Source organism: Solwaraspora sp. WMMA2101 (assembly GCF_049179175.1).
Classification (GTDB): Bacteria; Actinomycetota; Actinomycetes; order Mycobacteriales; family Micromonosporaceae; genus Micromonospora_E.
On the sequence record NZ_JBMHMA010000006.1, the window covers coordinates 2,469,989 to 2,495,512 of the forward strand.

At 72.0% G+C, this 25,524-nt stretch carries 26 protein-coding genes and 1 pseudogene; 12 read left to right on the forward strand and 15 right to left on the reverse strand.

Translation table 11 applies throughout. The annotated features are described in order from the left end of the window. Positions 1-11: 11 nt before the first annotated feature. The 6 genes from ACN28F_RS11960 to ACN28F_RS11985 form a co-directional block, all read right to left on the reverse strand. Positions 12-914 (reverse strand): lysophospholipid acyltransferase family protein, encoded by a 903-nt coding sequence (locus ACN28F_RS11960; protein WP_289208054.1) that lies wholly within the window; start codon positions 912-914, stop codon positions 12-14. 11 nt (positions 915-925) lie between these two features. After that, a complete protein-coding gene (locus tag ACN28F_RS11965) occupies positions 926-1,996 on the reverse strand; it encodes an NAD-dependent epimerase/dehydratase family protein (protein WP_421357739.1) in 1,071 nt (356 codons plus the stop codon). 78 nt (positions 1,997-2,074) lie between these two features. Then, positions 2,075-2,176, reverse strand: coding sequence for a 30S ribosomal protein bS22 (locus ACN28F_RS11970; RefSeq protein WP_007465623.1), 102 nt, complete (start codon positions 2,174-2,176; stop codon positions 2,075-2,077). A gap of 217 nt (positions 2,177-2,393) precedes the next feature. Continuing rightward, a complete protein-coding gene (locus ACN28F_RS11975) occupies positions 2,394-2,606 on the reverse strand; it encodes a helix-turn-helix domain-containing protein (RefSeq protein ID WP_282225378.1) in 213 nt (70 codons plus the stop codon). A 224-nt stretch (positions 2,607-2,830) separates the two neighbouring features. Next, positions 2,831-4,324 carry a hypothetical protein gene (locus tag ACN28F_RS11980; protein WP_421357745.1) on the reverse strand — a complete coding sequence of 498 codons (1,494 nt, stop codon included), beginning with the start codon at positions 4,322-4,324 and terminating at the stop codon, positions 2,831-2,833. Between the two features lie 346 nt (positions 4,325-4,670). Further along, the gene (locus ACN28F_RS11985) at positions 4,671-5,591 is read right to left on the reverse strand and encodes a proline dehydrogenase family protein (protein ID WP_421357747.1); all 921 of its coding nucleotides are present in this window, start codon (positions 5,589-5,591) and stop codon (positions 4,671-4,673) included. A gap of 93 nt (positions 5,592-5,684) precedes the next feature. Here ACN28F_RS11985 and ACN28F_RS11990 point away from each other — a divergent pair, with 93 nt between their 5' ends. From ACN28F_RS11990 to ACN28F_RS12000, 3 genes are read left to right on the forward strand one after another with little or no spacing between them, the layout of a single operon-like run. Beyond that, positions 5,685-5,975 (forward strand): hypothetical protein, encoded by a 291-nt coding sequence (locus ACN28F_RS11990; protein ID WP_289208058.1) that lies wholly within the window; start codon positions 5,685-5,687, stop codon positions 5,973-5,975. Positions 5,976-5,977: 2 nt separating this feature from the next. Then, positions 5,978-7,144 (forward strand): glutathionylspermidine synthase family protein, encoded by a 1,167-nt coding sequence (locus ACN28F_RS11995; RefSeq protein ID WP_421357749.1) that lies wholly within the window; start codon positions 5,978-5,980, stop codon positions 7,142-7,144. An 18-nt stretch (positions 7,145-7,162) separates the two neighbouring features. Next, positions 7,163-7,711 carry a CGNR zinc finger domain-containing protein gene (locus ACN28F_RS12000; RefSeq protein WP_289208060.1) on the forward strand — a complete coding sequence of 183 codons (549 nt, stop codon included), beginning with the start codon at positions 7,163-7,165 and terminating at the stop codon, positions 7,709-7,711. A 50-nt stretch (positions 7,712-7,761) separates the two neighbouring features. On the opposite strand, the gene ACN28F_RS12005 is transcribed toward ACN28F_RS12000, so the two are convergent. Further along, positions 7,762-8,604: a sugar phosphate isomerase/epimerase family protein gene (locus ACN28F_RS12005; RefSeq protein ID WP_289208061.1), complete on the reverse strand. Its 843-nt coding sequence runs from the start codon at positions 8,602-8,604 to the stop codon at positions 7,762-7,764. Positions 8,605-8,613: 9 nt separating this feature from the next. Next, the gene (locus tag ACN28F_RS12010) at positions 8,614-9,606 is read right to left on the reverse strand and encodes a Ppx/GppA phosphatase family protein (protein ID WP_289208062.1); all 993 of its coding nucleotides are present in this window, start codon (positions 9,604-9,606) and stop codon (positions 8,614-8,616) included. Between the two features lie 144 nt (positions 9,607-9,750). On the opposite strand from ACN28F_RS12010, the gene ACN28F_RS12015 reads away from it, so the two are divergent. Further along, a complete protein-coding gene (locus ACN28F_RS12015; RefSeq protein ID WP_421357752.1) occupies positions 9,751-10,590 on the forward strand; it encodes a hypothetical protein in 840 nt (279 codons plus the stop codon). A 68-nt stretch (positions 10,591-10,658) separates the two neighbouring features. Here ACN28F_RS12015 and ACN28F_RS12020 read toward each other — a convergent pair whose 3' ends face one another. After that, positions 10,659-11,342: a winged helix-turn-helix domain-containing protein gene (locus tag ACN28F_RS12020; RefSeq protein ID WP_421357754.1), complete on the reverse strand. Its 684-nt coding sequence runs from the start codon at positions 11,340-11,342 to the stop codon at positions 10,659-10,661. Positions 11,343-11,376: 34 nt separating this feature from the next. Then, positions 11,377-12,693: a sensor histidine kinase gene (locus ACN28F_RS12025; protein WP_421357756.1), complete on the reverse strand. Its 1,317-nt coding sequence runs from the start codon at positions 12,691-12,693 to the stop codon at positions 11,377-11,379. 194 nt (positions 12,694-12,887) lie between these two features. On the opposite strand from ACN28F_RS12025, the gene phoU reads away from it, so the two are divergent. Then, complete coding sequence (gene phoU / locus ACN28F_RS12030) at positions 12,888-13,535, forward strand: phosphate signaling complex protein PhoU (protein ID WP_289208065.1); 648 nt, start codon at positions 12,888-12,890, stop codon at positions 13,533-13,535. Between the two features lie 52 nt (positions 13,536-13,587). Here phoU and ACN28F_RS12035 read toward each other — a convergent pair whose 3' ends face one another. Continuing rightward, positions 13,588-14,346: a phosphoglyceromutase gene (locus ACN28F_RS12035; RefSeq protein ID WP_289208066.1), complete on the reverse strand. Its 759-nt coding sequence runs from the start codon at positions 14,344-14,346 to the stop codon at positions 13,588-13,590. A gap of 158 nt (positions 14,347-14,504) precedes the next feature. Between ACN28F_RS12035 and ACN28F_RS12040 the strand changes: the two genes are divergently transcribed. Then, positions 14,505-15,815: an MDR family MFS transporter gene (locus tag ACN28F_RS12040; RefSeq protein ID WP_289211136.1), complete on the forward strand. Its 1,311-nt coding sequence runs from the start codon at positions 14,505-14,507 to the stop codon at positions 15,813-15,815. 328 nt (positions 15,816-16,143) lie between these two features. On the opposite strand, the gene ACN28F_RS12045 is transcribed toward ACN28F_RS12040, so the two are convergent. Continuing rightward, a complete protein-coding gene (locus ACN28F_RS12045; RefSeq protein WP_289208067.1) occupies positions 16,144-16,476 on the reverse strand; it encodes a hypothetical protein in 333 nt (110 codons plus the stop codon). 100 nt (positions 16,477-16,576) lie between these two features. On the opposite strand from ACN28F_RS12045, the gene ACN28F_RS12050 reads away from it, so the two are divergent. After that, positions 16,577-17,077, forward strand: a complete 501-nt coding sequence (locus ACN28F_RS12050; protein ID WP_421357759.1) for a hypothetical protein — start codon at positions 16,577-16,579, stop codon at positions 17,075-17,077. A 92-nt stretch (positions 17,078-17,169) separates the two neighbouring features. Here the strand turns inward: ACN28F_RS12050 and ACN28F_RS12055 are convergent, their stop codons facing one another. Beyond that, positions 17,170-17,682: a YbjN domain-containing protein gene (locus ACN28F_RS12055; RefSeq protein ID WP_289208069.1), complete on the reverse strand. Its 513-nt coding sequence runs from the start codon at positions 17,680-17,682 to the stop codon at positions 17,170-17,172. 11 nt (positions 17,683-17,693) lie between these two features. Continuing rightward, positions 17,694-19,058, reverse strand: coding sequence for a D-inositol-3-phosphate glycosyltransferase (gene mshA, locus ACN28F_RS12060; protein WP_289208070.1), 1,365 nt, complete (start codon positions 19,056-19,058; stop codon positions 17,694-17,696). Between the two features lie 186 nt (positions 19,059-19,244). Here mshA and ACN28F_RS12065 point away from each other — a divergent pair, with 186 nt between their 5' ends. After that, a complete protein-coding gene (locus tag ACN28F_RS12065) occupies positions 19,245-20,015 on the forward strand; it encodes an SDR family NAD(P)-dependent oxidoreductase (protein WP_289208071.1) in 771 nt (256 codons plus the stop codon). A gap of 44 nt (positions 20,016-20,059) precedes the next feature. Beyond that, complete coding sequence (locus ACN28F_RS12070) at positions 20,060-20,839, forward strand: class I SAM-dependent methyltransferase (RefSeq protein ID WP_289211137.1); 780 nt, start codon at positions 20,060-20,062, stop codon at positions 20,837-20,839. Between the two features lie 61 nt (positions 20,840-20,900). Here the strand turns inward: ACN28F_RS12070 and ACN28F_RS12075 are convergent, their stop codons facing one another. Next, a complete protein-coding gene (locus ACN28F_RS12075) occupies positions 20,901-22,037 on the reverse strand; it encodes a UDP-N-acetylmuramate dehydrogenase (protein ID WP_421357762.1) in 1,137 nt (378 codons plus the stop codon). Positions 22,038-22,106: 69 nt separating this feature from the next. Here ACN28F_RS12075 and ACN28F_RS12080 point away from each other — a divergent pair, with 69 nt between their 5' ends. From ACN28F_RS12080 to ACN28F_RS12090, 3 genes and pseudogenes are all read left to right on the forward strand, one after another. Continuing rightward, entirely contained in the window at positions 22,107-22,871 is a 765-nt protein-coding gene (locus tag ACN28F_RS12080) for a maleylpyruvate isomerase N-terminal domain-containing protein (RefSeq protein ID WP_421357763.1), read from the forward strand. 275 nt (positions 22,872-23,146) lie between these two features. Beyond that, a pseudogene (locus tag ACN28F_RS12085) lies at positions 23,147-24,450 on the forward strand (ABC transporter substrate-binding protein). A 98-nt stretch (positions 24,451-24,548) separates the two neighbouring features. Beyond that, the gene (locus tag ACN28F_RS12090; protein ID WP_421361367.1) at positions 24,549-25,463 is read left to right on the forward strand and encodes a carbohydrate ABC transporter permease; all 915 of its coding nucleotides are present in this window, start codon (positions 24,549-24,551) and stop codon (positions 25,461-25,463) included. The last annotated feature ends 61 nt before the right edge of the window (positions 25,464-25,524 follow it).

Sequence of the window (25,524 nt, forward strand, 5' to 3'; positions counted from 1 at the left end):
GCCGGCGGCGGTCAGCGGCCGAACGGATCCGGGCGGCGTTCCAGCAGCCGGTGCACCGCCTGCTGAATCGTCTCCCGGACCTGGTCGGCGAGGTTGAACACCACCAACGGATCGTCGACGTAGTCGGCGAACTGGGCGGTCGGGATCGGCGGGCAGAACTCGATCAGCCACTTGCTGGGCAACGGCACCAGCCCCAACGGCCCGAGCCACGGAAACGTCGGTGTCACCGGGAAGTACGGCAGCCGCAGCAGCCGGGCCAGCGGTGCGATGTCGGCGAGCAGCGGGTAGGTCTCCTCGGCACCGACGATCGCCACCGGAATGATCGGCGCACCGGTGCGGATCGCCGCCGCGACGAAGCCGCCCCGGCCGAACCGTTGCAGCTTGTAACGCTCCGAGAAGGGCTTACCGACGCCTTTGAAGCCCTCCGGAAAGACGCCGACGAGTTCGCCACCGACCAGCAGCCGCTCGGCGTCCGGGTTGCAGGCCATGGTGCCGCCGAGTTTGCGCGCCAACTCCGAGACGAACGGCAGGCGGAACACCAGGTCGGCGCTGAGCAGTCGCAGATGTCGGCGTTCGGGATGGGAGTCGTACAGGACCGCCGACAGCACCATCGCGTCCAACGCGACGGTGCCCGAGTGGTTGCCGACGACCAGCCCGGCACCCTTGGTCGGCAGGTGCTCGACGCCGAAGACCTCGGTGCGGAACCACTCCCGGTACAGCGCCCGCAGCACCGGCTGGAAGACGCTCTCGGTCAGCTGCGGGTCGAAGCCGAACTCGTCCACCTCGTAGTCACCGGCCAGTCGGCGACGCAGGAACGCCAACCCGGCGGCGACCCGTTGGTCCCAGACGTCCCCCGGCTGGTCGGGCACGGCCGGCTGGCCGGCGGGGCTGCCGCCGTGGTCGGGCTCCGTCACGTCGGCATCCGTCACATCAGCTCCTGCGCCGTGCCGGCGCCGCGCCCGCGACGGATCCGCCGGATCCCGTCGAGGACCGCCTGCTCGGCGACGGCGAGCCGGTCGGCGTCGAGCATCGCGCCGGCCGGGTGGGCCCGGCGGAAGTCGTCGAACGCCTCGGCGGTGGATCGCGGGGTGAAGCCGAACTCACGGGTCAGCCGGCTGGTGTCGACGACCCGTCCGTGCACGAATAGATCGATCTGGTCGAACCCGTACCGCCCCACCCCGACGCTACGGGTGAAGCCGACCGCCGTGGCCAGGCCCGGCTCCAGCACCGGTACGGCGACCCGCCCGGCCCGCCGGATCGCCTGGGACAGGGTGAGCACCCCCGGCCCGGCGACGTTGAACGTGCCGGGATGGTCCTCGACGACCGCGCGGTGCAGCACTTCGAGGGCGTCGTCGACGTGCACGAACTGCAGCCGGGGATCCCGGCCGAAGATAGTCGGCACCACAGGCTGCGCGAAGTAGCGGGTCAGGCTCGTCTCGGCGGTCGCGCCGATGAACGGTGCGAAGCGCAGTACGGTGGCGGTGACGTCCGGGCGGCGTCGCCGGAAGCCACGCACGTACGACTCGATGTCGAGGATGTCCCGGGCGAAGCCGCCGCGCGGCACCTCGCGTGGCTCGGTCTCCTCGGTGAAGACCGCCGGGTCGCGGAACGAGGCACCGTACGCCGCCGTCGACGAGCGCACCACCAGCTTGCGCAGCCCCGACGCCTGCTGGCAGGCGGCGAGCAGCTGCATCGTGCCGATGACGTTCTGCTCCTTCATCGCCGCGCGCCCGCCGTGCTGCTGGTCCGGGCCACTGACCACGGCCAGGTGCACCACGGCGTGTGCGTCGAGGTCGGCGATGATGCCGCCGGCCGCGCCGACGTCGGCGCGCACCTGGTCGACGTCGCGCAGCAGGTCCGCGAAGTCCCGCACCGGTGGGGCGGGGTCCAGACCGATGACCCGGCCGACGCCGGGGTCGGCGGCGAGCCGACCGGCGACCCGGGCGCCGATGAACCGGCTGGTCCCGGTGACCACGACGGTCGGGGACCTCACCATCCGGTCCTCACCATGCGGTCCTCCCAATGCCGGTGGGTGACCGCGGCGCGAACAAGCCGGGCCGAGGCCCGGCGGCGGTCACTTGCCGAGACGTCGACGCTGGACGCGGGTCTTGCGCAGCAGCTTGCGGTGCTTCTTCTTGGCCATACGCTTGCGGCGCTTCTTGACCACGGAGCCCATACGAAAGCCTTCCCAACACAGGTACGGGTCGATCCGTGCGCCGCGTCACCGCAGCAAGCACGTGGACCGAACTGGACAACCGACCGGGTCGGCGGGCGGACCTCCACCCGTGCGACGGTACGGTCGGCGTCAAGCCTAGCCCGCACGTGTCAACAGCACCAACGCGACCCCGGCAACACCGGGTGTCGCGCTGGCGCCGCAGTGTCCGGGCGAGTCGCTAGGCGGTCTCCCGGAAAGCTCCCCGCAGGTACTCGTGCACCGCGTGCTCGGGCACCCGGAACGACCTACCGACCCGGACGGCGGACAGCTCCCCGGAGTGCACGAGTCGATAGACAGTCATCTTGGACACCCGCATCACCTTCGCCACCTCGGCGACGGTGAGAAACGTGACCTCCGACAGCCTGCCCTCGGACTGTGGTGATCCTGCCATGGTTCACCAACCCATCCCATTCCCCGGCGCGTGCCGCCCGACGGGACCCTTCCCCGCCGCGACGGGCAACGCACGTGTTACCAGTACGGTAGCGGGGTCGCTGTGACCGGCGCGATCCGTTCCGTCATTTGACATCGGGCGGGCGGGCGGCGACACCCGTACGGGCGACCACCATGCGCGGTCGGCGAACCACCGGGCACTGCCCACCGGAACACCGTGTGTGATCAGGCAGCCGCCTGCCGTACGTAGTCGACGCAGCCCTGGTGCAGATCCTCCCAGGGTTCGCCGAACTGCAGCCGGGCCGCCTCGTCGAGGTCCAGCCCGTCGTGCACCACCGAGGTGAAGAACGCCAACGTGCGTTCCTCCCCGAACCGGTCGACCAGGTGGCGTACCGCCAGGTAGCCGACCCCGTAGCCGGCGCTGACCTGCCAGTTCTCCGCGTCGGCCGTCGGTTCCACCGCGCTGAGCGGGCCCTGCCAGTCCTGCTCCAGCACCAGCCGGCGGACGTTGGCCAGCCCTTCGTAGCGGACCACCGGCCGGCCGCCGGCCGCCGCGTGCTCAGCCAACCCTTCGATCAGCCACCAGGCGGCGCGTTCGCGGTGCCCGCCGTCGGGCAGCGACGCCGCGTGCGTCAACTCGTGGCGCAGCAGGTCGGGGCGGACCACGTCGCGCAGGTTGGTGCCGTTGAGCACGATCTCGTAGTGCCCGCCGCCGATCGCGACGGCATACCCGGCCGTCCACTCTGGCCGGTCGCCGCCGTACCAGCGGCGCCACTCGTCGGCACCGGCGTAGAAGATCCGGTAGCGGTCGGGGGCGGTGCCGGTGACCGCGTACCGGTCGGCGACCAGCGCCGCCTCCTCGGCGTCACGCAGCAGTCCGGGCAGCAGGTCACGGTCCGCCGGGGTGGTCGCCACCAGCGTACGGTTGCCGGTCGCCACCACCAGCTCGCTGACCTCCCAGGGCCGCGGCCCGTCCTGCAGGGTCAGCGACGGCTCGACCGCGACCAGTTGCAGCCGGTCACCGTCTGTGCTCCACCGCTGGCCCACCACGACCGGGCTGGTCTGGCAGGACGGCACCACGAAGCAGTGCTGGTAGCTGACGAGGAGCCGCCACTGGGTGGCCGGGCTGCCCGCTGTCGACCCGGACCCGCCGGGCACGGTCGCGGACGGCGTCACCGTAACCGACGGCGACGGCGACGGCGACGGTGTCGCGGACGAAGTCGGCATCGGCGTCGACCCCGGTGACCCGGACGGCGTCGGCGAACTGGCCGGCGTCGGCGTCGGCGAACCGGCCGGCACCGACGGTGACGGGGTGGGTCCGCCGCCGGCCACGTCCGGGTCGAACGCGGTCGGCAGCATGCTGATCGTGGGACGCCAGGCGGTCACCTTCATCGCCCGCAGCGTGCGGAACTGTCGGGCCAGGTCGTCGCGGGCCGGCGAGCCCGCAGCGGCGACCGCGAGGAAACCACGTTCGTCCCCGGCGAGCAGCGCGGCGGCCTGCTGGTCGAGCAACACACCGATCTGGGTACGCAGCCACGCCTGGGTCGCCTCCGGTGGGTCACCGGGCTGCGGGCTGGGCGGAGGTCCCGTCGGTACGGCGACCGGCGGCTGCGTACGCGGCGGGTCCGGTGCCGGCAGCCGGTCGACCAGCGCCACCGCCCCGACCACCGGCGTGGCGCAGAACAACACCGTCGCGACCACCCCGAGAACAGGCCACACCGACCACCGCCGCTCGCGAGGCACGCCCGGCCCGCTCGCCGCCGCCTTGACCGGCTCGGCTCCAGCGGGCTCAGCGGGCTCGACTGGCTTGGCCGGCGCGGCTCCAGCGGGCTCGACTGGTTTGGCCGGCTCGGCTCCAGCGGGCTCGGCCGGCGCGGGCTCCGCGCTGACGGGTCCGCCCTCGGCCGGAGCGCTCCCAGCCGGATCGGCGGTCGGTCGATCGGTCGGCGCGGGATCCTGCCGGTCGGTCACCCGCCGAATGATACGGCCACGGCGGTGATCGAAATCCGGCCCGGGGCCGCCGGTCGGCGCCGCCGACGCCGCGCCCCGGTCAGCCGCGCCCCGGTCAGCTGCGGGACCGCAGTGCGCGGCCGAGGAACGCCACGTTCGCCGGGCGCTCGGCGAGTCGACGCATCAGGTATCCGTACCAGTCGGTGCCGTAGGGCAGGTAGACCCGCACGGTGTAGCCCTCCGCCGCGAGCCGGGTCTGCTCGGCGGGGCGCACCCCGTACAGCATCTGGAACTCGAACTCCTCCGGGGCCCGGTCGAACCAGCGCGCCCGGTCCTCGGCGATCGCGATCAGCCGGGGATCGTGGGTGGCGACCATCGGGTGGCCGGGGCCGGAGAACAGGATGTTGAGGCAGCGGACGAACGACTTGTCGACGTCGATCGCGGCCTGGTAGGCCACCGACTCCGGCTCGGCGTACGCCCCCTTGCACAGCCGGACCCGCGACCCGGCGGTGGCCAGGTCGCGGCAGTCCGCCTCGGTCCGCCGCAGGTACGCCTGCACGGCCACCCCGGTACGCGGATGCTCCGCCCGCAGCGTGTGCAGCACGTCCAGCGTCGAGTCGGTGGTGGTGTGGTCCTCCATGTCGAGGGTGACGGTGCAGTCGACGCCGGTCGCTGCGGCGCAGATGGCCCGGACGTGCTCGGTCGCCGCCGGCTCGTCGAAACGCTGCCCGAGGGCGGAGAGCTTGACGCTGACGTCGGCGCCGACGGCCAGACCGGCCCGGTCCAGCGCGTCGAGCAGCGCCAGGTACTCCGCGCGTACCGCGCTGGCCTGTTCCGCGGTGGTGGTGTCCTCGCCGAGGTGGTCGATGCTGATCGTCAGGCCGGTGCCGGTGAGCTGCGCACCGGCGGTCAAAGCCTCGTCGATCGAGGTGCCGCCGACGAACCGGCGGACCACGTCACGACTCAGCGGTGTGGTGGCGACCAGCCGTTCGATCGTGGTCGACCGGGACGCGGCGAGGATGACCGAGCGAAGCATGGGGCGAGCGTAACGCCCATGGTCACGACAGGCTCGGGCAGCGCGCAAGGTGGCGCGTGTGCCGGGCGTGCACCGGTGAGCTACAACAGGACCGTGGACAAGATCTCCCCGCGCCGGCTCCGCTCGACCAGCGTCCAGCTCGGCGCCCTCACCGCGCTGGCGCTCAGCCTCTCCGGCTGCAACATGGTCTCCGACGACGACTGCGACGACGACCGGTCGATGGGCGTCGGAGGCGGCGGCACCGCGGTGGTCGCGCTGGCCGCCGGCACGCTGACGACCGGATCGGCGGCGGACCTGGTGGACCGGGCCGGATCGGCGGCGCCGACGGCGGCCGTGCCCGACCGGGGCGGGTTCGGCACCCACCTCGCCTCCTGCGGCGGCTGAGGGTGCGCCGGGAGGTCTGCCGACCCCGCGCGGGCTGGGACGCGACGGTACGCGAACAGGGCCTCGTGTACGTCGACACCGAGCTGCCCGACGGCGCGGTGATGTCCTACTGGGACGAATCCGCCTGCTACGCGCTCGAACTGCCGGAGGTGCTGCGGCTGGAGGAGGCGACCGAGGAGCTGCACCGGATGGCGGTGGCCGCCGCCGAACACGTGGTGGCCCACCGGCGGTACGCCGACTTCGGCATCCCCGCGTGGGCGGCCGACGCGGTCGCCCGGTCGCTGCGCGAACAGCCACCGACCCTGTACGGCCGGTTCGACCTCTGGTACGACGGCTCCTGGCCGCCGAAGCTGCTGGAGTACAACGCCGACACCCCGACCGCCCTGGTCGAGGCGGCGATCGTGCAGTGGTACTGGCTGGAGGACACCCACCCGGAACTGGACCAGTGGAACAGCCTGCACGAGCGGCTGGTCACGGCGTGGGCGCAGATCAAGGCCGGGCTGCACCAGCCGACGCTGCACGTGGCCTGGTCCAGCGAGGAGACCACCGGCGAGGATCTGATGACCGCCGGCTACCTGGCGGAGACCGCCCGGCAGGCCGGGTTGGCACCGCATCTGCTGCCGATGCTGGAGATCGGCTGGGACGGCCGACGCTTCGTCGACGACACCGACCAGCCGGTGACGACCTGCTTCAAGCTCTACCCGTGGGAGTGGATGCTCGCGGAGCCGTACGGCCGGTTGGCGCTCGAACCCGGCACCCCGACGACCTGGATCGAACCGGCGTGGAAGCTGCTGCTGTCCAACAAGGCGCTGCTGGCGGTGCTCTGGGAGCTGTACCCGGACCATCCGTACCTGCTGCCGGCGTACCTGGACGGCCCCCGGGACATGCCGGAGTACGTCGCCAAGCCGCTGCTCGGCCGCGAAGGCGCGGCGGTACGCATCGTGACCCGCTCCGGCGAGGTGCACAGCCCGGGCGACTACGGCGCGGAAGGCTGGTGCTACCAGCAGTTCCAGGCGCTGCCGGCGTTCGACGGCAACCATCTGGTGCTGGGCAGCTGGGTGGTCGCGGGCGAGTCGGCCGGCGCCGGCCTACGGGAGAGCAGCGGCCTGATCACCGACGGCTACGCCCGCTTCCTGCCGCACTACGTGGCGGCCCACCGGGCCGGCTGAATCGTCTACGGTTGTCTGGTGGACTTCGACGCGTACGCGCGGACCGCGGTTGATCTGGTCAACTCCCCGCTCGCTGACCTCGACGACCTGAAGGCGCTGTTCCACGGCGAGCACGTCTGGATGCTCGACGAGGTCGCCGAGCGGGACCTGCCGGTGTTCCGGCGGGCGGCCAAACGCCTGCGGGACGTCTTCGAGTACGGCACCACCGGTCGCGACGGTGACGCGGTCACCGAGCTGAACACCCTGCTGGAGGCGTACCCGGTCCAGCCACGCATCTCCGGGCACGACGCCAACGACTGGCACATGCACGTGACCAGTCGCGGCGCGTCGGTCAGTTCCGAGTATCTGGCCGGCGCCGTCTGGGGACTCTCGGTGTGGCTGTGCGAGTACGGCAGTTCCCGCTTCGGCGTCTGCGCGGACGCCCGGTGCGGCAACGTCTACCTGGACACCTCGTCGAACTGTTGCCGCCGGTTCTGCTCCGAGCGGTGCGCGACCCGGTCGCACGTCGCGGCGCACCGGGCCCGTAAACGGGCCGCCGAGGAGACCTCCCTGCAACCGGTCTCCTGACCGACGCTCGCCGCTGCCCTGACCGGCGCTCGCCGCCGCCCTGACCGGCGTTACCGGTTTCCTGACCGCCGGTCGCCGGTGACGGCGGCGTCCTGGCCACCGCCGGGCACGGTCAGGTGCCGGCGGGCGAAGTCGAGCGCCTCCCGCAGGTCGGCTTCGCGCAGCGTACGGCTGCGGGCACCCCGGGTGGCGACCTCGACGGCGACCGCGCCCCGGAACCCGCGCCCGGCCAGCGAGCCGAGCAGCTCGGCGCAGGGCTGGTTGCCCCGGCCGGGGACCAGGTGTTCGTCGCGGCCGAGGCCGCTGCCGTCGCCGAGGTGCACGTGCCCGAGCGCGCCGCCCATCGTGTCGGCCAGGGCCAGCGCGTCGGCCCGGGAGGCCGCGCAGTGCGACAGATCGAGGGTGTACGAGTCGTAGCCGACCGTGGTCGGATCCCAACCGGGCTGGTAAGGGACGAACTCGCGGCCGGCCATCCGTACCGGGAACATGTTCTCCACCGCGAACCGCAGGTCCGGGTGGGCGGCCTGCAGGGTCCGCAGCCCGTCGGCGAAGGTACGTGCGTAGTCACGCTGCCAGCTGAACGGCGGGTGCACCACCACGGTCGGCGCGCCGAGGGTCTCGGCGAGCACCGCGGAGCGGCGCAGCCGCTCCCACGGGTCGGCGCTCCACACCCGCTGGGTGACCAGCAGGCAGGGGGCGTGCACGGCGAGCACCGGCACCCCGTAGTGCGCGGCGAGGCCCTTGAGCGCACCGGCGTCCTGACTGACCGCGTCGGTCCAGACCATCACCTCGATGCCGTCGTAGCCGAGGGCGGCGGCCAGCTCGAAAGCGGCCGCCGTCGGCTCGGGGAAGACCGAGGAGCTGGAGAGCAGTACGGGTACCGCGGAGGTCACGTCGCCAGCCTAGCCCGGTGTGGTGCGCTCCGCCGATCGGTGATCCGGACCCCAGCCCGGAGCGGGTTCCAGCTGCGCCATCCGACGCAGGATCACCCCTTCCCGCAACGCCCACGGGCAGATGTCCAAGCTCTCGATTCCCAGCTGGCGCATCACCGACTCGGCCACCACCGCCCCCGCCAGCAACTGGTGCCCCCGGCTCGCGCTGACCCCTTCCAGCTCGTGCAGCTCGGCCGGCGGGATGTGCCGGATGAAGCCGGTCACCTGCCGCAGGCCGGTACGGGTGAGCCGACGCGGCGCCCACAGCCCGGCGCTCGACGGTGCCGCCCCGGTGAGCCGTGCCAACGTCCGGAACGTCTTGGAGGTGCCGACCGCCCGGTCCCAGCCCTGCGCCTGCAGTTGCGGGATGAGCGGTTGCACCTGGTCGTCGACGTACTCGCGCAGTTCGGTGACGAACGCGGCCGGCGGCGGGCTGGTGGTGAACGGGGTGACGCCGAGCCGTTCCCGGGTCAGCCGGCCGGCGCCCAGCGGCAGCGACTGGGCCAGGTGCGGTTCCTCGTCGATGCCGGCGGCCAGCTCCAGCGACCCGCCACCGATGTCGAGCACCAGCAGACGTCCCGCCGACCAGCCGAACCAGCGGCGGACCGCCAGGAACGTCATCCGGGCCTCGTCGGCGCCGGAGAGCACCTGCAGGTGCACACCGGTCTCGGCGCGGACCCGGGCGAGCACCGCCGCCGAGTTGGTGGCGTCGCGTACGGCCGAGGTGGCGAACGCCATCAGTTCGCTGGTCTGCCACTGGTCGGCCGCCGTCCGGGCCGTGACGACCGCGGCGACCAGGGCGTCCGCGCCGGCCGGGGTGAGCGCGCCGTCGGGGCCGATCTGCTCGGCCAGCCGCAGCAACGACTTCTCCGAGTGCGCCGGCCACGGGTGGGCGCCGGGGTGCGCGTCCACCACCAACAGGTGCACGGTGTTGGAACCGACGTCGAGCACACCCAGTCGCATGTGATCACCCTAGGCCAACCCGGCGAACCGACCACCGGCCCGGCGAACCGACCGCCGTACCGCCGGTTCGGCATGCCGGCGGTCTCCCGCACCGTGCCGGCCGCCTGCCCAGCCCACCTGCGGTGGCAGGCGTACGCTGGCCAGGTGGCACGCCGTGACGAGCTCCGCGTACTGGTCGAGGACCCGGCCGACCCCCGCAGCCGGGAGGTCGGTCTCGACTTCGCCCGGGAGTGGATCGAGTTCACCGATCCGGCCGACGCCACCCATCTGGTCCGCGCCGACCTGACCTGGTTGCTGTCGCGCTGGACGTGTGTGTTCGGGCAGTCCTGCCACGGCATCATCGCCGGTCGGGCCGCCGACGGCTGCTGCTCGCACGGCGCGTTCTTCACCGACGCCGACGACGAGAACCGGGTCAAGGCGGCGGCGAAGCGGCTCACCCCGCAGACCTGGCAGCACCACCGGCGCGGGTTCAAGAACTACACCGAGTTGGACACCGTCGACGGCGAGAACCCGGCCCGGCGTACCGCGACGCGCTCCGCCGACGGGCCGTGCGTGTTCCTCAACGACGCCGACTTCCCCGGCGGCGGCGGTTGTGCCCTGCACGCGCAGGCGCTGCGCGACGGGGTGCACCCGCTGGAGTACAAGCCCGACGTCTGCTGGCAACTGCCGGTGCGCCGGGACCAGGAGTGGACCAAGCGGCCGGACGGCAGCAAGGTGCTGGTCTCCACGCTCACCGAGTTCGACCGTCGGGGCTGGGGTGCCGGCGGCCACGACCTGGACTGGTGGTGCACCTCGTCGCCGGAGGCACACGTGGGCGCCGAACCGATGTACCGCTCGTACGAACCGGAGCTGACCGCGCTGATCGGCAAGGCCGCGTACGCCCGGCTGGCCGAGCTGTGTGCCGCGCGGGCGCGGCGCGGCCTGGTCGCGGCCCATCCGGCCACCCCCACACGCCGCCCGCCGGCCGCGCGACAGGTGGACTGACCAGCGCGGCGCGCGGACCGAACGGCGCGGCGACCGACTACCGGCCAGGGCCGGCGGTACGCCGCCGGTCAGGGCTCGAACTTGTAGCCCAGGCCACGGACCGTGACGATGTAGCGCGGTGCCGACGGTTCCGGTTCGATCTTCGACCGCAGCCGCTTGACGTGGACGTCGAGCGTCTTGGTGTCGCCGACGTAGTCGGCACCCCACACCCGGTCGATCAGCTGCCCCCGGGTCAGCACCCGGCCGGCGTTGCGCAGCAGCAGTTCGAGCAGCTCGAACTCCTTGAGCGGCAACTGCACGGAGGTGCCGGCGACCGTGACGACGTGCCGTTCGACGTCCATCCGGACCGGGCCGGCGCTCAGCGTCGGGGTGGCCGGCTCGGCGGCCTCGGTGCTCTGCCGGCGCAGCACGGCGCGGATCCGGGCGACGAGTTCCCGGGGCGAGTACGGCTTGGTGACGTAGTCGTCGGCGCCGATCTCCAGCCCGACCACCTTGTCGATCTCGCTGTCCCGGGCGGTGACCATGATGATCGGCACCCGGGAACGCTGCCGCAGCTCCCGGCAGACCTCGGTGCCGGACATCTCCGGCAGCATCAGGTCGAGCAGGACGATGTCCGCGCCGGTGCGGTCGAACTCGGTGAGCGCCACCGTGCCGGTGGGCGCGACCGAGACCTCGAACCCCTCTTTGCGCAGCATGTAGGAGAGCGCGTCGGAGAACGATTCCTCATCCTCGACCACGAGTACGCGGGCCAACTGATCTTTCCTTCCGTGTGTCCGGCCTGATCGCTCAGACCTGGTCAGACGCGGCCGGACCAAGCTCGATCTCAACCGATTCGGGCAACGGCAGGGCGGCGTCCGGCGGGCTGGCGGGCAACCGCAGGGTGAACGTCGACCCCCCACCCAATGTGCTGGACACCTCGACCCGACCGCCATGGTTGGTGACGATGTGTTTCACGATGGCCAGCCCCAGTCCGGTGCCGCCGGTGGTGCGCGACCGGGCCTGGTCGGCCCGGTAGAACCGCTCGAAGATCCGGTCGACGTCGTCCGGGGCGATCCCGATGCCCTGGTCGGCCACGGCGATGTCGACGTGGTCGTCGCCACGGGAGATGGTCACCGTGACCCGGGTGCCCTCCCCGGAGTAGGCGACGGCGTTCTCCACCAGGTTGGCGACGGCGGTGGCGATCTGGCTGTCGCTGCCGTAGACGGTCAGCCCGCGTTCGCCGCCCACCACCACCTCGATGCGACGGGCGGCGGCGGTGGTCCGGGTCCGGTCCACCACCTCGGCGAGCACCCAGTCGACGGCGATCGGGTCCGGCGCGGGCAGTGGCTCGGCGCCCTGCAGCCGGGTCAGTTCGAGCAGTTCGTTGACGAGCCGGCCGAGCCGGGTCGACTCGTGCTGGATCCGTTCGGCGAAGCGGCGGGCGGCGGCGACGTCCTCGGAAGGGTCGGCGACCGCGCTGTCCGGGTCGGTGGCGTCCAGCAGTGCCTCGGCGAGCAGTTGCAGCGCACCGATCGGGGTCTTCAGTTCGTGGCTGACGTTGGCCACGAAGTCCCGCCGGACCCGGGCCACCCGGTGCGACTCGGTGACGTCGGCGGCTTCGATCGCGACGTGGTTGCCGCTGAGGCCGACGGCGCGCAGGTGCACGCCGAGCGGGTCCTGGGCGCCGCCCTCCCGGCCCCGGGGCAGGTCGAGCTCGACCTCCCGGCGTACCCCGGTGCGGCGTACCTGCCCGGCGAGGGTGCGGATGATCGGATGCGCGGTGATGCTGCCCGGGGTTGGCCCGGCCCGGAGCATCCCCATCGCGCGGGCCGCCGGGTTGATCAGGACCGGTACGTCGGTGGCGTCGAGCACCACCACGCCGACCCGCAGCGAGTCGAGGCTCTTGCGGGCCAACGAGTCGAGAACCCCGCGCTGCGGTGCCGGCGCGGCGGTGTCGTTGGCGACGATCGACGGCCTCCCGGAGGTCGGCGTGAGCTGCCCGCCACGGCGGGATGCCGTGGCGGATGCCAGTTGTCGTGCCCGGGCTCGCGCCAGGAGCAGTCCGGCGGCGAGCCCGCCGCCGGTACCGACGGCCGCGCCGCCGGCCAGAACCGCCCAATCCACGGGGCGATCGTAGAGTCATTGTTAACCTGGCCGGCCACCCGAACAGGACATATCACACCGCGAACAGCAGATGTTCATACGGCAGCCCCGCTCTGTTCACCCGTGTTCATCTGAGGGCCCCGCAGCAGCAATACGGTGTGGGCGACCCCGGAAGGCACCGCTCACCGGGCCGGCCCCGACGACGGAAGGCGATCATGCGCGAGGAGTTCCAGGCCGAACTGCAGGAAATCAGCGACCTGCTGGTGTCGATGGCGGAGGCGGCGCGGGTCGCGCTGCGCCGGGCCACCGGTGCGCTGTTGACGGCCGACCGGGAGGCCGGCGAACTGGTGCTGGTCAGCGACGCGGAGATCGACGCGCTGTACCGCACCGTCGAGGAGCGGGTCACCGACCTGCTGGTCCGGCAGGCACCGGTCGCCTCCGACCTGCGGATGGCGATCACCGCGCTGCACGTGGCCTCCGGGCTGGAGCGGATGGGCGACCTGGCCGACCACGTGGCGAAGACCGCGTTGCGTCGGCACCCGTCACCGGCGGTACCGGCCGAGCTGCGCGAGGTGTTCTCGGAGATGGCGAGGGTCGCCGACCGGATGATCGCCAAGGTGATCGAGGTGCTGCGGACCCCGGACGCGCAGACCGCCGCCGAGCTCGACGGCGACGACGACGCCATGGACGAGCTGCACCGCCAGTTGTTCAAGACCCTGCTGGGCAAGGACTGGCCGTACGGCGCGGAGACCGCGATCGACGGAGCGCTGCTCGGGCGCTTCTACGAGCGGTACGCCGACCACGCCGTCAACGCCGGCCGCCGGGTCGTCTACCACGTCACCGGCGTCACCCCGACCGACTGAGGTGCGTCGCGGGTCGGGCCGGGCGCGCCCGGCCCGACCCGCGACCGCTGGCTCAGCGGCCCTGGTTGGCCACGGCGGCGGCGGCCGCCGCCGCGGCGTCCGGATCGAGGTAGTCGCCGCCCGGGTTGACCGGGCGCAGCGCACCGTCCAGGTCGTAGCGCAGCGGGATCCCGGTCGGGATGTTCAGCTTGGCGATCGCCTCGTCGGAGATCCCGTCGAGGTGCTTGACCAGCGCCCGCAGCGAGTTGCCGTGCGCGGCCACCAGCACCTGCTTGCCGGCGAGCAGGTCCGGCACGATCGCGTCGTACCAGTACGGCAGCATCCGGGCCACCACGTCGGCCAGGCACTCGGTGCGCGGCATCAGTTCGGGCGGCAGCTCCCGGTAGCGGGCCTCCCCCACCTGCGACCAGTCGTCGTCGTCGGCGATCGGCGGCGGCGGGGTGTCGTACGAGCGGCGCCAGAGCATGAACTGCTCCTCGCCGTACTCTTCGAGGGTCTGCTTCTTGTTCTTGCCCTGCAGCGCACCGTAGTGCCGCTCGTTGAGCCGCCAGGACCGGCGAACCGGGATCCAGCCCCGGTCGGCGGTGTGCAGCGCCAGCTCGCTGGTGCGGATGGCCCGCCGCAGCACGCTGGTGTGCACGATGTCGGGCAGCAGGTTGTGCTGGGCCAGCAGCTCACCGCCGCGCCGCGCCTCGGCTTCGCCCTTGGCGGTCAGGTCCACGTCGACCCAACCGGTGAAGAGGTTCTTCGCGTTCCACTCGCTCTCTCCGTGCCGGAGCAGCACCAGTGTCCCCACAGTCATGCGCTCCATCCTGCCGGACCCGCCGCTCGCCGGTGCACCGGGTGCGGGCCCGGGCCGGTAGGGGTGACGACCACCACGTGGTAATTCGGCTGCCACGGCGACCCGCCGACCATTAGCGTGTAAGGGCTGCATCAGTTGAGGGTCATTACATACACGGGGGTACGGTGGTGCGGGGCGCGCAGGGGTGGCTACAGCGGACCGCCGGTGGACTGCCCCGGAGCTTCTGGTACCTGTGGACCGGCAGCCTGATCAACCGGCTCGGCTCGTTCGTGGTCATTTTCCTGGCGATCTACCTGACCGCCGGACGCGGCCTGTCCGAAGCGCAGGCCGGGCTGGTACTCGGTGCCTGGGGCGCCGGTGGCGCGGTCGGCACGCTGCTCGGCGGCACGTTCGCCGACCGTTGGGGCCGCCGCCCGACACTGCTCACCGCCCACCTCGGCACCGCCACCATGCTGCTCGCGCTCGGCCTGGCGCAGCGGTGGTGGCTGCTGCTGCTCGGCGCGGCCCTGCTCGGCATGTGCAACGAGGGCGCCCGACCGGCGTACGGGGCGATGATGATCGACGTGGTGCCGGCCGCCGACCGGCTGCGCGCCTACTCGCTCAACTACTGGGCGGTCAACCTCGGGTACGCCTTCGCCGCCGTCCTGGCCGGGCTGGCCGCACAGGTCGACTACTTCCTGCTGTTCGCGGTGAACGCGGCGACCACGCTGGCCACCGCCGCGATCGTGTTCGTCGCCGTCGGTGAGACCCGACCGGCGGCAGCCGGGCCGGCCGCCGCCGCGAGCGGACTCACGACCCGGCCAGCCGGACTGCGTACGGTCTTCGCCGACCGGGTCTTCCTCGGCTTCGTGGGGCTCAACGTGCTGCTGGCGGTGGTGTTCATGCAGCACAGTTCGATGTTGCCGATCTCGATGGCGGCCGACGGGCTCTCCCCGGCCACCTTCGGCGCGGTGATCGCCCTCAACGGGGTGCTCATCGTCGCCGGGCAGCTGTTCGTGCCCCGGCTGATCGCCGGACGCAGCCGGTCGCACGTGCTGGCGCTGGCAGCGGTGATCGTCGGGGTCGGGTTCGGGCTGACCGCCGCCGCCGACGTCGCCTGGTTCTACGCGGTCACCGTGCTGATCTGGACGGTCGGCGAGATGCTCAACTCGCCGTCGAACGCCACCCTGATCGCCGAGCTGACCCCACCACAGGTCCGGGGCCGCTACCAGGGCGTCTTCTCGTTGTCCTGGTCGGCCGCCGCGTTCATCGCGCCGATCGCCGGCGGGGCCGTCTGGCAGTACGCCGGGGACACCGTGCTCTGGCTGGGCTGCGCGATGATCGGCGTGGTGGTGGCAGTCGGTCAACTGCTGGCCGGTCCGGCCCGCGAGCGGCGCGCCGCCGAACTGCGTACCGCCGAACTCCGCGCCGCCGAGCCACCAGCCGTCGAGCTGCGTGCCGCGACACCACGTACCGCCGTTGTCGCGCGCAGCGACTGAGCGCCTGCCGTCGATACGCGAACAGGGAAGCCCGGCGGTGGGGAGCGACGCTCACCCCCGTAAGCGTCGCTCCCACTCACCGCCGGTTCCGGGTGGCGCCGTCCCCCAACGGCCCAATGCCACCGATCCCCCACGCACTGCCCGGTCAACCGGACCGAACCGGTCCGGTGGCCCCCAGCCAATTGCCGGGCGCGGCGCGTACCACAACCGTAGTTCCTGGCAGTTCCCACCGACAAGCGGATCGGGTTGTACCGCCAATCACACAGGCAGGTACATCGTCGAGGTTTAGTCCACCACCGCCCACCGAACCGTGACGGCGACGATACGCTCAGGCATCTTCACGGTGTGGTGATTCCAGCCGGAAGAAATTGCTCGGCGTACCGTCCGTGCGCTGCTCCTGATAGATGAAATTGAGACGCCGTTCATCAAAAGTCGCAAACCACTCATCCCAGGAGATCGACCGAAGGTTCGCGCCGCCGTACCCGGGGAAGTCGATCCGCAGCACGCTGGGCCGACCGTCCCGGGGCGCGCCGACGGTGGCCGGACTGCCACCCCGCGCCTGGGCCCACTTCTTGATCACTGCCCGGTTGGTGGTCACCAGGCTCCGGCCGGCCCGTTCGGCGTGCTGCTGCGGGCTGTCGATACGCTGCGCGTAGGCCAACGACCGCGACGACGCCGGACCGGTCCGGATCGACCCACCGGCAGCGCCGGACCTGGCACCACTGGTCGAGGCGCTCGTTCGGGAACTCGACGACGCACTCTTGCGACCACCCGACGACGCGCTCCTACGGGCACTCGACGACGCGCTCCGCCGCGCCCCCGACGTGCTCTTGCGCGCGCCCGACGTGCTCTTGCGGGCACTCGCGGTGCTCTTGCGGGCACTCTGCGACGTACTCTTACGGGCGCTCTGCGACGTACTCTTGCGGGCGGCCGGCGAACCGGCCTTCGGCCGCGACGCCTGCTGCGCCCGCGCCGGAGTGCCCCGGCGCATGGCCCGGGCCAACGACTTGATCAGATCCGGCTTCCGCAGGTTCGAGGTTCCGGTGACGCCCCGCTTGCGCAGTTGGTCACGCAGTTCGTCGACCCGCAGGTGGGCCAGGTCGTTCTCCCGGATGCTGCTGCCCGCCCGCAGGATCGTCGCGGTCGCCGGCCGGGAACCACCCGAACTGCTCCGGGCCGCACGCGCGCCCGAACCGGTACTGCGGGCGGTACCGCGCGATCCGCTCGACGTGGCACTGCGGCGCCGGTTGCTGGTCTGCTGAGGCATGTCTGCTCACTCCCTTGACAGTGTCCCTGCGGGGGGCAGTGGGCGACGATTGCGCCACCATGCGAGCAGTACCCTGCTGGTTGTCGACTAACCCGGATCCTCGGTCGACTTCCCATCGAAAAGGTGCGCGAACGCCTGCAGATTGGCCAACGATTCGCCCCGGGCGACCCGCCATTGCCACTCACGACGTATCGCGGAACCGAATCCGATCTCCAGCATCGTGTCGAATGATTCGTCGGCGTAGGTGAGAACGGATCCGAGAATCCGGTCCAGTTCGTCCTCGGTGACTCCGGCCAGACCGATCCGACCGGTCAGATAGACGTCGCCGGCGGCGTCTATCGAGAACGCCACGCCGTACATCCGGGCGTTGCGGCGCAGCAGCCAGGTCCACAACTCGGTACGGCGTTCGTCGGGCTGGCGCATCACGAACGCCTCGACCCGCAGGGCGTGCTCACCGACGATCAGGTTGCAGACCGTCTTCAGCTTGTGGGTGCCCGGCAACGTCACGGCGTACGAGAACTCACCGGTCGGTTCGCAGGCCAGCTCCCGCTCGGCGCAGACCGCCCCGATCAGCGCGGCCACCTCGTTCCGCCTGCTCATGCTCCTCCTGGTCAGCGGATGCTCGCCGACAACGCGTCGGCGTCGCGGCACATCGCGGCGGCCGCCGTCCGGCGGTACCCGCACACCGCTTCACCGTAGACGCGCAGGAGCCCGGCCGCAGTGCGTGACCACGAGAACTGCCGGGCGTGGGTGACCGCGCCCCGGCCGAGCCGCTGCCTCAGTCCGGGCGCGGCGAGCAGACCGCCGAGGGCGCGGCCCCACTCGGTCGGGTCGTGGGAGTCGACGAGCAGCCCACTGTGCCCGTCGCGGACGGCGGTGACCAGGCCGCCGACCGCAGCCGCCAGCACCGGCGTACCGCAGGCCTGCGCCTCCAGCGCGACCAGGCCGAAGGACTCGTTGTGCGACGGCACCGCCACCAGGTCGGCGGCCTGGAACAGAGCCGGCAGGTCGGCACCGCGCAGCGGTGGCCAGAACCGCACCAGATCGTCGATGCGCAGCGACGTCGCCAGGTCGATCAGGGCGCTCGGCTGGTCCAACCCGGTGCCGCTGGGGCCGCCGGCGATGACCACGGTCAGGTCGGCCACCGCGTCCGGATCCCGCCGGCGCAGATCCGCCACCGCCCGCAGCAGCACGTCCGGCGCCTTCAGCGGTTGGATCCGGCCGACGAACGCCACCAGCTGGCCGCAGGTCGGCAACCCCAGCCGGTGGCGGGCGGCGGCCCGGGTCGCGTCCTCCCGGCCGGGCGGCCCGGGTCGGAACCGGTCGAGGTCGACACCGGGCTCCACGACGCTCACCCGGTCGACGTCCGCACCGTACCGGTCGGTCAGCTCCCGCGCCTCGGTGCCGGTGTTGGCCACCAGGTGGTCGGCCTCGGCGACGACCTGTTCCTCGCCGACGATCCGCGACGCCGGCTCCGGGCGGTCACCGGCCGCCAGCCCGGCGTTCTTGACCTTGGCCAGGGTGTGCGCGGTGTGCACGAGCGGCACCCCCCAGCGCTCCTTGGCGAGCCAGCCGACCTGGCCGGAGAGCCAGTAGTGCGAGTGGATCAGGTCGTAGTAGCCGGGTGCCCGCGCGGCCTCGGCCCGCAGCACCCCGGCGGTGAAGGCGCACAGCTGGGCCGGCAGGTCCTCCTTCGGCAGCGGCTCCAGCGGACCGGAGATCACCTGCCGGACCCGCACCCCGGGGGCCATCTCCACCACCGGTGGCACGCCGCCGGCGGTCGCCCGGGTGAAGATCTCCACCTCGACGCCGGCCTCGGCCAACCGGCGGGACACCTCGACGATGTACACGTTCATGCCGCCGGCGTCCCCGGTGCCCGGTTGGTCCAGCGGCGAGGTGTGTACCGACAGCGTCGCGACCCGGCGGGGAACCGGCGGTGGGTTGTCACCCTGCCCGGCGTCGTCCACCTGCACCACGTCCGCTCCCTCCGTCTGCCTCTGGAGACAACCACCGGCAGAAACCAGAACGACCCGGCTCATCTTCCCGGTCCCGACGTCGACATGCCGCATCCCGGCGGCCGGAGGTGATTCACCTCTCCCCGCCGCCGGCCACGGCCCGACCGTCGACGCACCGGGGACGGCCGCAGCGGGGACAATGGCCCGATGACTCCGATCGCCATCGTCACCGGCGCGTCCAGCGGGATCGGGGCGGCCACCGCCAGGCGGCTGGCCGCCGAGGGCTTCCATGTGGTCGCCGCCGCCCGCCGCGCCGACCGACTCACCGACCTGGTCACCGCGATCCACGCCGACGGCGGCCAGGCCACCGCCGTGGCCTGCGACGTCACCGACGACGCGGCGGTCGCCGCGCTGGCCGGGGCGGCCGCCGCCCTGCCGGGCCCGGTCACCCTGCTGGTGAACAACGCCGGTGGGGCGCGCGGGCTGGATCCGGTCGAGTCCGGCTCGGTGGCCGACTGGCGGTGGATGTACGAGGTCAACGTACTCGGCACGCTGCGGGTCACCCAGGCGCTGCTGCCGGCGCTGCAGGCCAGCGGGGCCGGCACCGTGGTGGTGATCGGTTCCACCGCGAGCCAGATCGTCTACGAGGGCGGCGGTGGCTACACCGCCGCCAAGCACGGGCAGACCGCGCTCGCCGAGACGCTGCGGCTGGAGCTGTGCGGCCGGCCGGTACGGGTGGTGGAGATCGACCCGGGGATGGTCCGCACCGACGAGTTCAGCCTGGTCCGCTTCGACGGCGACGCCGCCCGGGCCGACGCGGTGTACGCCGGGGTGGCCGAACCGTTGGTCGCCGACGACATCGCCGACTGCGTCGCCTGGTGCGCCACCCGTCCACAGCACGTCAACGTGGACCGGCTCGTGGTCCGTCCACTCGCTCAGGCGGCGCAGCACAAGGTGCACCGGGTGCCGTCGGGGTGAGTCCGGGGCGAGCGGCGACGCCGGTGGGCCGCCGGGCGGTCGGGATGGTCACCCGGGGCACCACCGCCCCGAACCGGCTGCGCCGGGTGGACCGCTGGCTGACGTACCGATGTGGACCGACACTGGCCGACGCCGCCGATCCACTCGTCGTCGATCTCGGCTTCGGCGCGGCAGCGGTGACCACTGTGGAGCTGGCGCAGCGGCTGCGGGCGACGGTCCGGCCGGACGTCCGGGTCGTCGGATTGGAGATCGACCCGGACCGGGTCACCGAGGCCGCGGCCGCCGCCGCGCCACCGACGTTGACCTTCGCCCGGGGCGGTTTCGAGCTGGCCGGGCTCCGGCCGGTGCTGGTCCGCGCGTTCAACGTGCTGCGCCAGTACGCCGAGGACGACGTGGCGTCGGCGTGGGCGACGATGCGTGCCGCGCTGGCCCCGGGCGGGCTGCTGGTGGAGGGGACCTGCGACGAGCGGGGCCGGATCGCCGCCTGGGTGCTGCTGGACCGCGCCGGGCCGGTCTCGCTGACGCTGGCGGTACGGCTGGCCACGTTGACCGAGCCGGACTGCGTCGGGCCGGCGGTGCTCGCCGAACGGCTGCCGAAGGCGTTGATCCACCGAAACGTGCCGGGTGAGCCGGTGCACGCGCTGCTGCAGGCGCTGGACGCGGGCTGGCGGGCGGCGGCCGGTTGGGCCCCGTACGGACCGCGTCAGCGGTGGCTGCACGCGGTGTCGGCGGTCCGCGACGGCGGCTGGCCCGTCGCCGACCGGCCGGCCCGGTGGCGCCTCGGTGAACTGACGCTGCCCTGGTCGGCGGTGGCGCCGACCTGACCGTGACAATCACCGACCCGCCGCCGACCCGACCTCGCGGCGGCGGTCGAGTCGAGTCGAGTCAGTCCATGGCGCAGTTGACCAGGACCGGCTCCGGGTGCAGGGTGACGCCGAACCGGTCCCGCACCCCGTCGCGGACGGTACGGGCCAGCTCCAGCAGCGCGGCGGTGCTGCCGCCGCCGCGATGGGTCAGCGCAAGGGTGTGTTTGCCGGAGATCGCCACCGGCGCGTCCGGGCCCGGGTAGCCCTTGCCGAAGCCGGCCTTGTCGATCAGCCAGGCGGCGCTGACCTTCACCGTGCCGTCCGGCTTTCCGGTCGGGTCGACGCCGGGCCAGGCAGCCGGCGCGTCGAGACCGGCGGCGGCGACCCGGGCCTGGAACGCGGCGGCGGCGGCCGGGTCGAGCACCGGATTGGTGAAGAACGAGCCGACCGACCGGGTGTCCGGGTCGGTCGGGTCGAGCACCATGCCCTTGCCGGCCCGCAGCCGCAGCACCGCCGCGCGTACGTCGGCGGACGGTGCCCGGTCGCCGACCGTGGCGCCGAGGGCGCGAGCGAGCTCGGCATACCGGACCGGGGTGGCCAGGTCGTCGCGGACCAACTGGAAGTCGACGGCGAGCACCAGGTAGCGGTCGTTGCGTTTGAACAGGCTGTCCCGGTACGCGAAGCGGCACTCGGCGGCGGACAGCGGGTACCGGGCGTCGGTCAGCCGGTCGTGGACGTGGACGGTACGGATGGTCTCGGCGACCTCCTGGCCGTACGCGCCGACGTTCTGGATCGGGGTCGCGCCGGCCGCGCCGGGGATGCCGGAGAGGCATTCCACCCCGGACCAGCCGGCGGCGACCGTGGCCGCCACCAGCTCGTCCCAGGGTTCGCCGGCCTCGACCCGGACGGTGACGGTGCCCGGTGCGCCAGCGGTCGGCGGCTGCTCGGCGATCACCTGGAATCCACGGGAGCGGACCAGGACCGCGGTACCGGGGAAGCCGTCGTCGCCGATGATCACGTTGCTGCCGCCGCCGAGCAGCAGGACCTGCTCGTGGCGGCGACCGGCGGCACGTACCGCCTCGACCAGGTCGTCGGCGGTGGCCGCCTCGACGATCGCGGCGGGGGGGCCGCCCAGGCCGAGGGTGGTATAGCGTGCCAACGGCGCAATGGTCGTTGGGTCTTCGGCAGATGGCGCGTGGGCACTAACGTCGGGCACGCCCTTCACCCTAGGCTGGATTCCACCCGCGGCACGCCACTGGCTGTCGGCTCGACCCGGAGGATCACGATGAGCAGGCTGCACGGCTCCAAGGACTTCTGGCTCGGCGCACTACGTGCGGACGGTTCGGCGTTTCGCGCCGCCGTCGCCGAGGCGCCGTTGGACACCCCGGTGCCGTCCTGCCCCGACTGGACCCTGCTCGACCTGGTGCACCATCTCGGGTCGGTGTACGCCTGGGTGCGCGAGACGGTGACCCGTGGGGTCACCGACGCCCCGGCGGCGCGGCGGTCGGACCCGACCGGCCGGCCCGACGGCGCGGCGGCGCTGGAGTGGTGGCAGCAGGAGTTCGACGCCCTGGTAACCCTGCTGGACGGGCTGGATCCGGAGATGCCGGCGTGGAACTGGGCCCCGCAGGCGAAGAAGGTCGGTTTCTGGCCGCGCCGGATGGCGCACGAGACCGCGGTGCACCGGTGGGACGCGCAGACGGCGATCGTCGGGGTGGAGCCGATCGAGACGAAGCTGGCGGTCGACGGCATCGGTGAGGTCCTGGACAGCTGGCTGCCGGCGGGTCGGGGGCGCGGGCCGAAGCCGGCGTACGGCGTGGTCCACCTGAGGGCCAGCGACGCCGAGCAGGAGTGGTACGTGCGGTTGCGGGGTGAGGGCATGGCACTGCTGGACACCGACACGATCCTCGACTCCGACGACCACCACACCCGGACCCTGGCCACCGGGACCGCGAGCGACCTGCTCCTCGGGCTCTGGGGCAGGGTGCAGTTCGACGTGCTGGACGTCTCCGGGGACGCGGCGCTGCTGGACTCACTGCGGGTCGGCTGACGGAACGCCTCCCCAAGATCGCGACGATCTTGCAGATATCGAGAGCTTTTGTCGGCATTGTCCATCGATAAGTGCAAGATCGTCGTGATCTTGGCTGGCAGGTAACACGCCGGCAACTTTCCGGGAGCGCTCCCTTGACACGATGGTGACTCACGTCCCACTCTCGTGAGAGCGCTCTCACGGCCGCGTCGACGCGGCTCCCCGGAGCGCCCCCACCACCAGCGCAGTTTCTGCACCCCACCATGCCTGGACCTGGACCTGAGAGGGGTCATTCCATGGGCGTCAACCCACGCCGCCGGCTGGTCACCGCGACCGCCGCCGCGGTCGCCGTACTCGCCGCCGCCGCCGGTTGCGGCGGCGACGATGCCGCCGAAGACGGCACCATCACCCTCACCGTCGACGTGTTCGGCCAGTTCGGCTACGAGGAGCTCTACCGGCAGTACGAGGCCGACAACCCCGGCATCAAGATCGTCGAACGGGGCACCGGCACCAACCTCGACGAGTACTCCCCCAAGCTGACCCAGTGGCTGGCCGCCGGCAAGGGTGCCGGTGACGTCGTCGCCATCGAGGAAGGCCTGCTCATCGAGTACAAGGCCAACCCGCAGAACTTCGTCAACCTGCTCGACCACGGCGCCGCCGAACTCGAGGGCAACTTCCTGCCGTGAAGTGGGACCAGGCGCTGACCGCCGACGGCAGCCAGCTGATCGGGCTCGGCACCGACGTCGGCGGCATGGCGATGTGCTACCGCACCGACCTGTTCGAAGCCGCCGGGCTGCCCACCGACCGCGACGAGGTCTCCGCGCTCTGGCCGACCTGGCAGGACTACATCGCCGTCGGCGAGCAGTTCGTCGCCAAGAACACCGGTGCGTCGTTCCTCGACGCGGCGACCCAGACGTTCAACACGATCGTGCTGCAGACCGCCGGTGCCGCCGAGGGCTACCACTACTACGACCTGGAGAACAACCTCGTCGTGGACTCCAACCCGGCCGTCCAGCAGGCCTGGGACATCACCATGGACATCATCGACTCGAACCTGTCCGGCAAGTACGGCGCCTGGTCCGACGAGTGGGTGGCCGCGTTCAAGCAGGCCAAGTTCGCCACCATCGCCTGCCCTGCCTGGATGACCGGGGTCATCGAGGGCAACGCCGGCCCGGAGGCGGCCGGCAAGTGGGACATCGCCAAGGTGCCCGGCGACGGCGGCAACTGGGGCGGCTCGCACCTGGCGGTGCCGGCGCAGAGCGAGCACCAGGAGGAAGCGATCAAGCTGGTGAAGTTCCTGACCAGCCCGGAGGGGCACATCGGGGCGTTCAAGGCCAAGGGCCCGCTGCCGTCGTCGCCGCAGGCGCTCGACGACCCGGCGATCCTGGAGGCCAGCAGCGAGTACTTCAGCGGCGCCCCGATCGGGCAGATCTTCGGTGAGGGCGCCAAGAGCCTCAAGCCGGTCTACATGGGACCGAAGAACCAGGCGGTCCGCACCGAGGTGGAGAACGCCGTCCGTACGGTCGAGCTGGGTCAGCGTACGCCGGCCGAGGGCTGGACCGACGCGGTGAACAACGCCAAGACGGCGGCCGAGAAGTGACCGGCGGCCGGGTGGCGCAGGTCGAGCCGGAGCAGCCGGCCGCCGACGCCACCCGGCCGGCCCGGCGACAGCCCGAGCCGCCACCGGCGCGGCCCCGGCTGTGGCTGGCCCGGCTGGACACCAAAGCCTCCCCGTACCTGTACATCGCGCCGTTCTTCGTGCTCTTCGCGATCTTCGGCGCCTACCCGCTGGGCTACACCTTCTGGGTGTCGCTGCACGACTGGGACCTGCTCGCCGCCGAGCACCCGTTCGTCGGCTTCGACAACTACAGCAAGCTGCTCGGCGATGGCGACTTCTGGAACTCGGTGCTCAACACCCTGGGCATCTTCGTCATCTCGACGGTGCCGCAGCTGCTGCTGGCGCTGTGGTTGGCGCACCTGCTGAACCGGCAACTACGGGCCCGTACGTCGTTTCGGATGAGCATCCTGATCCCGAACATCACCTCGACGGCGGCCGTCGCGATCGTCTTCGGGCAGCTGTTCAGCCGCGAGTTCGGCCTGATCAACTGGGCGCTGGACCTGGTCGGCATCGACGCCATCGACTGGCGCAACACCCGGTTCGGCGCCTGGGTGGCGATCTCCGCGATGGTCGACTGGCGGTGGACCGGCTACAACGCGCTGATCTTCCTGGCCGCGATGCAGTCCATCCCGAAGGACCTGTACGAGTCGGCGTCGATCGACGGTGCCAGCCCGGTCCGGCAGTTCTGGTCGATCACCGTACCGATGCTGCGGCCCACCATCGTCTTCTGCGTCATCATCTCCACCATCGGCGGGCTGCAACTGTTCACCGAGCCGCTGCTGTTCAACTCCGGCCCCAACCCGATCCGGGGCGGGCCGCTGCGCGAGTCGCAGACCATGACCATGTACATGTTCGAGAACGCGTTCGCGCCGCACTTCAACTTCGGCTACGGCTCGGCGATCGCCTGGATGCTGTTCGCCCTGATCGTCGTCATCTCGTTGGTCAACGTGCTGGTGATCCGCCGGCTCGGCAACAGCACCCGGAAGCAGGGGTGAGCACCGTGAAAGCCAGCCAGCACCTGTGGAGCGCCAGCAAACTGACGTACGCCACGCTGAT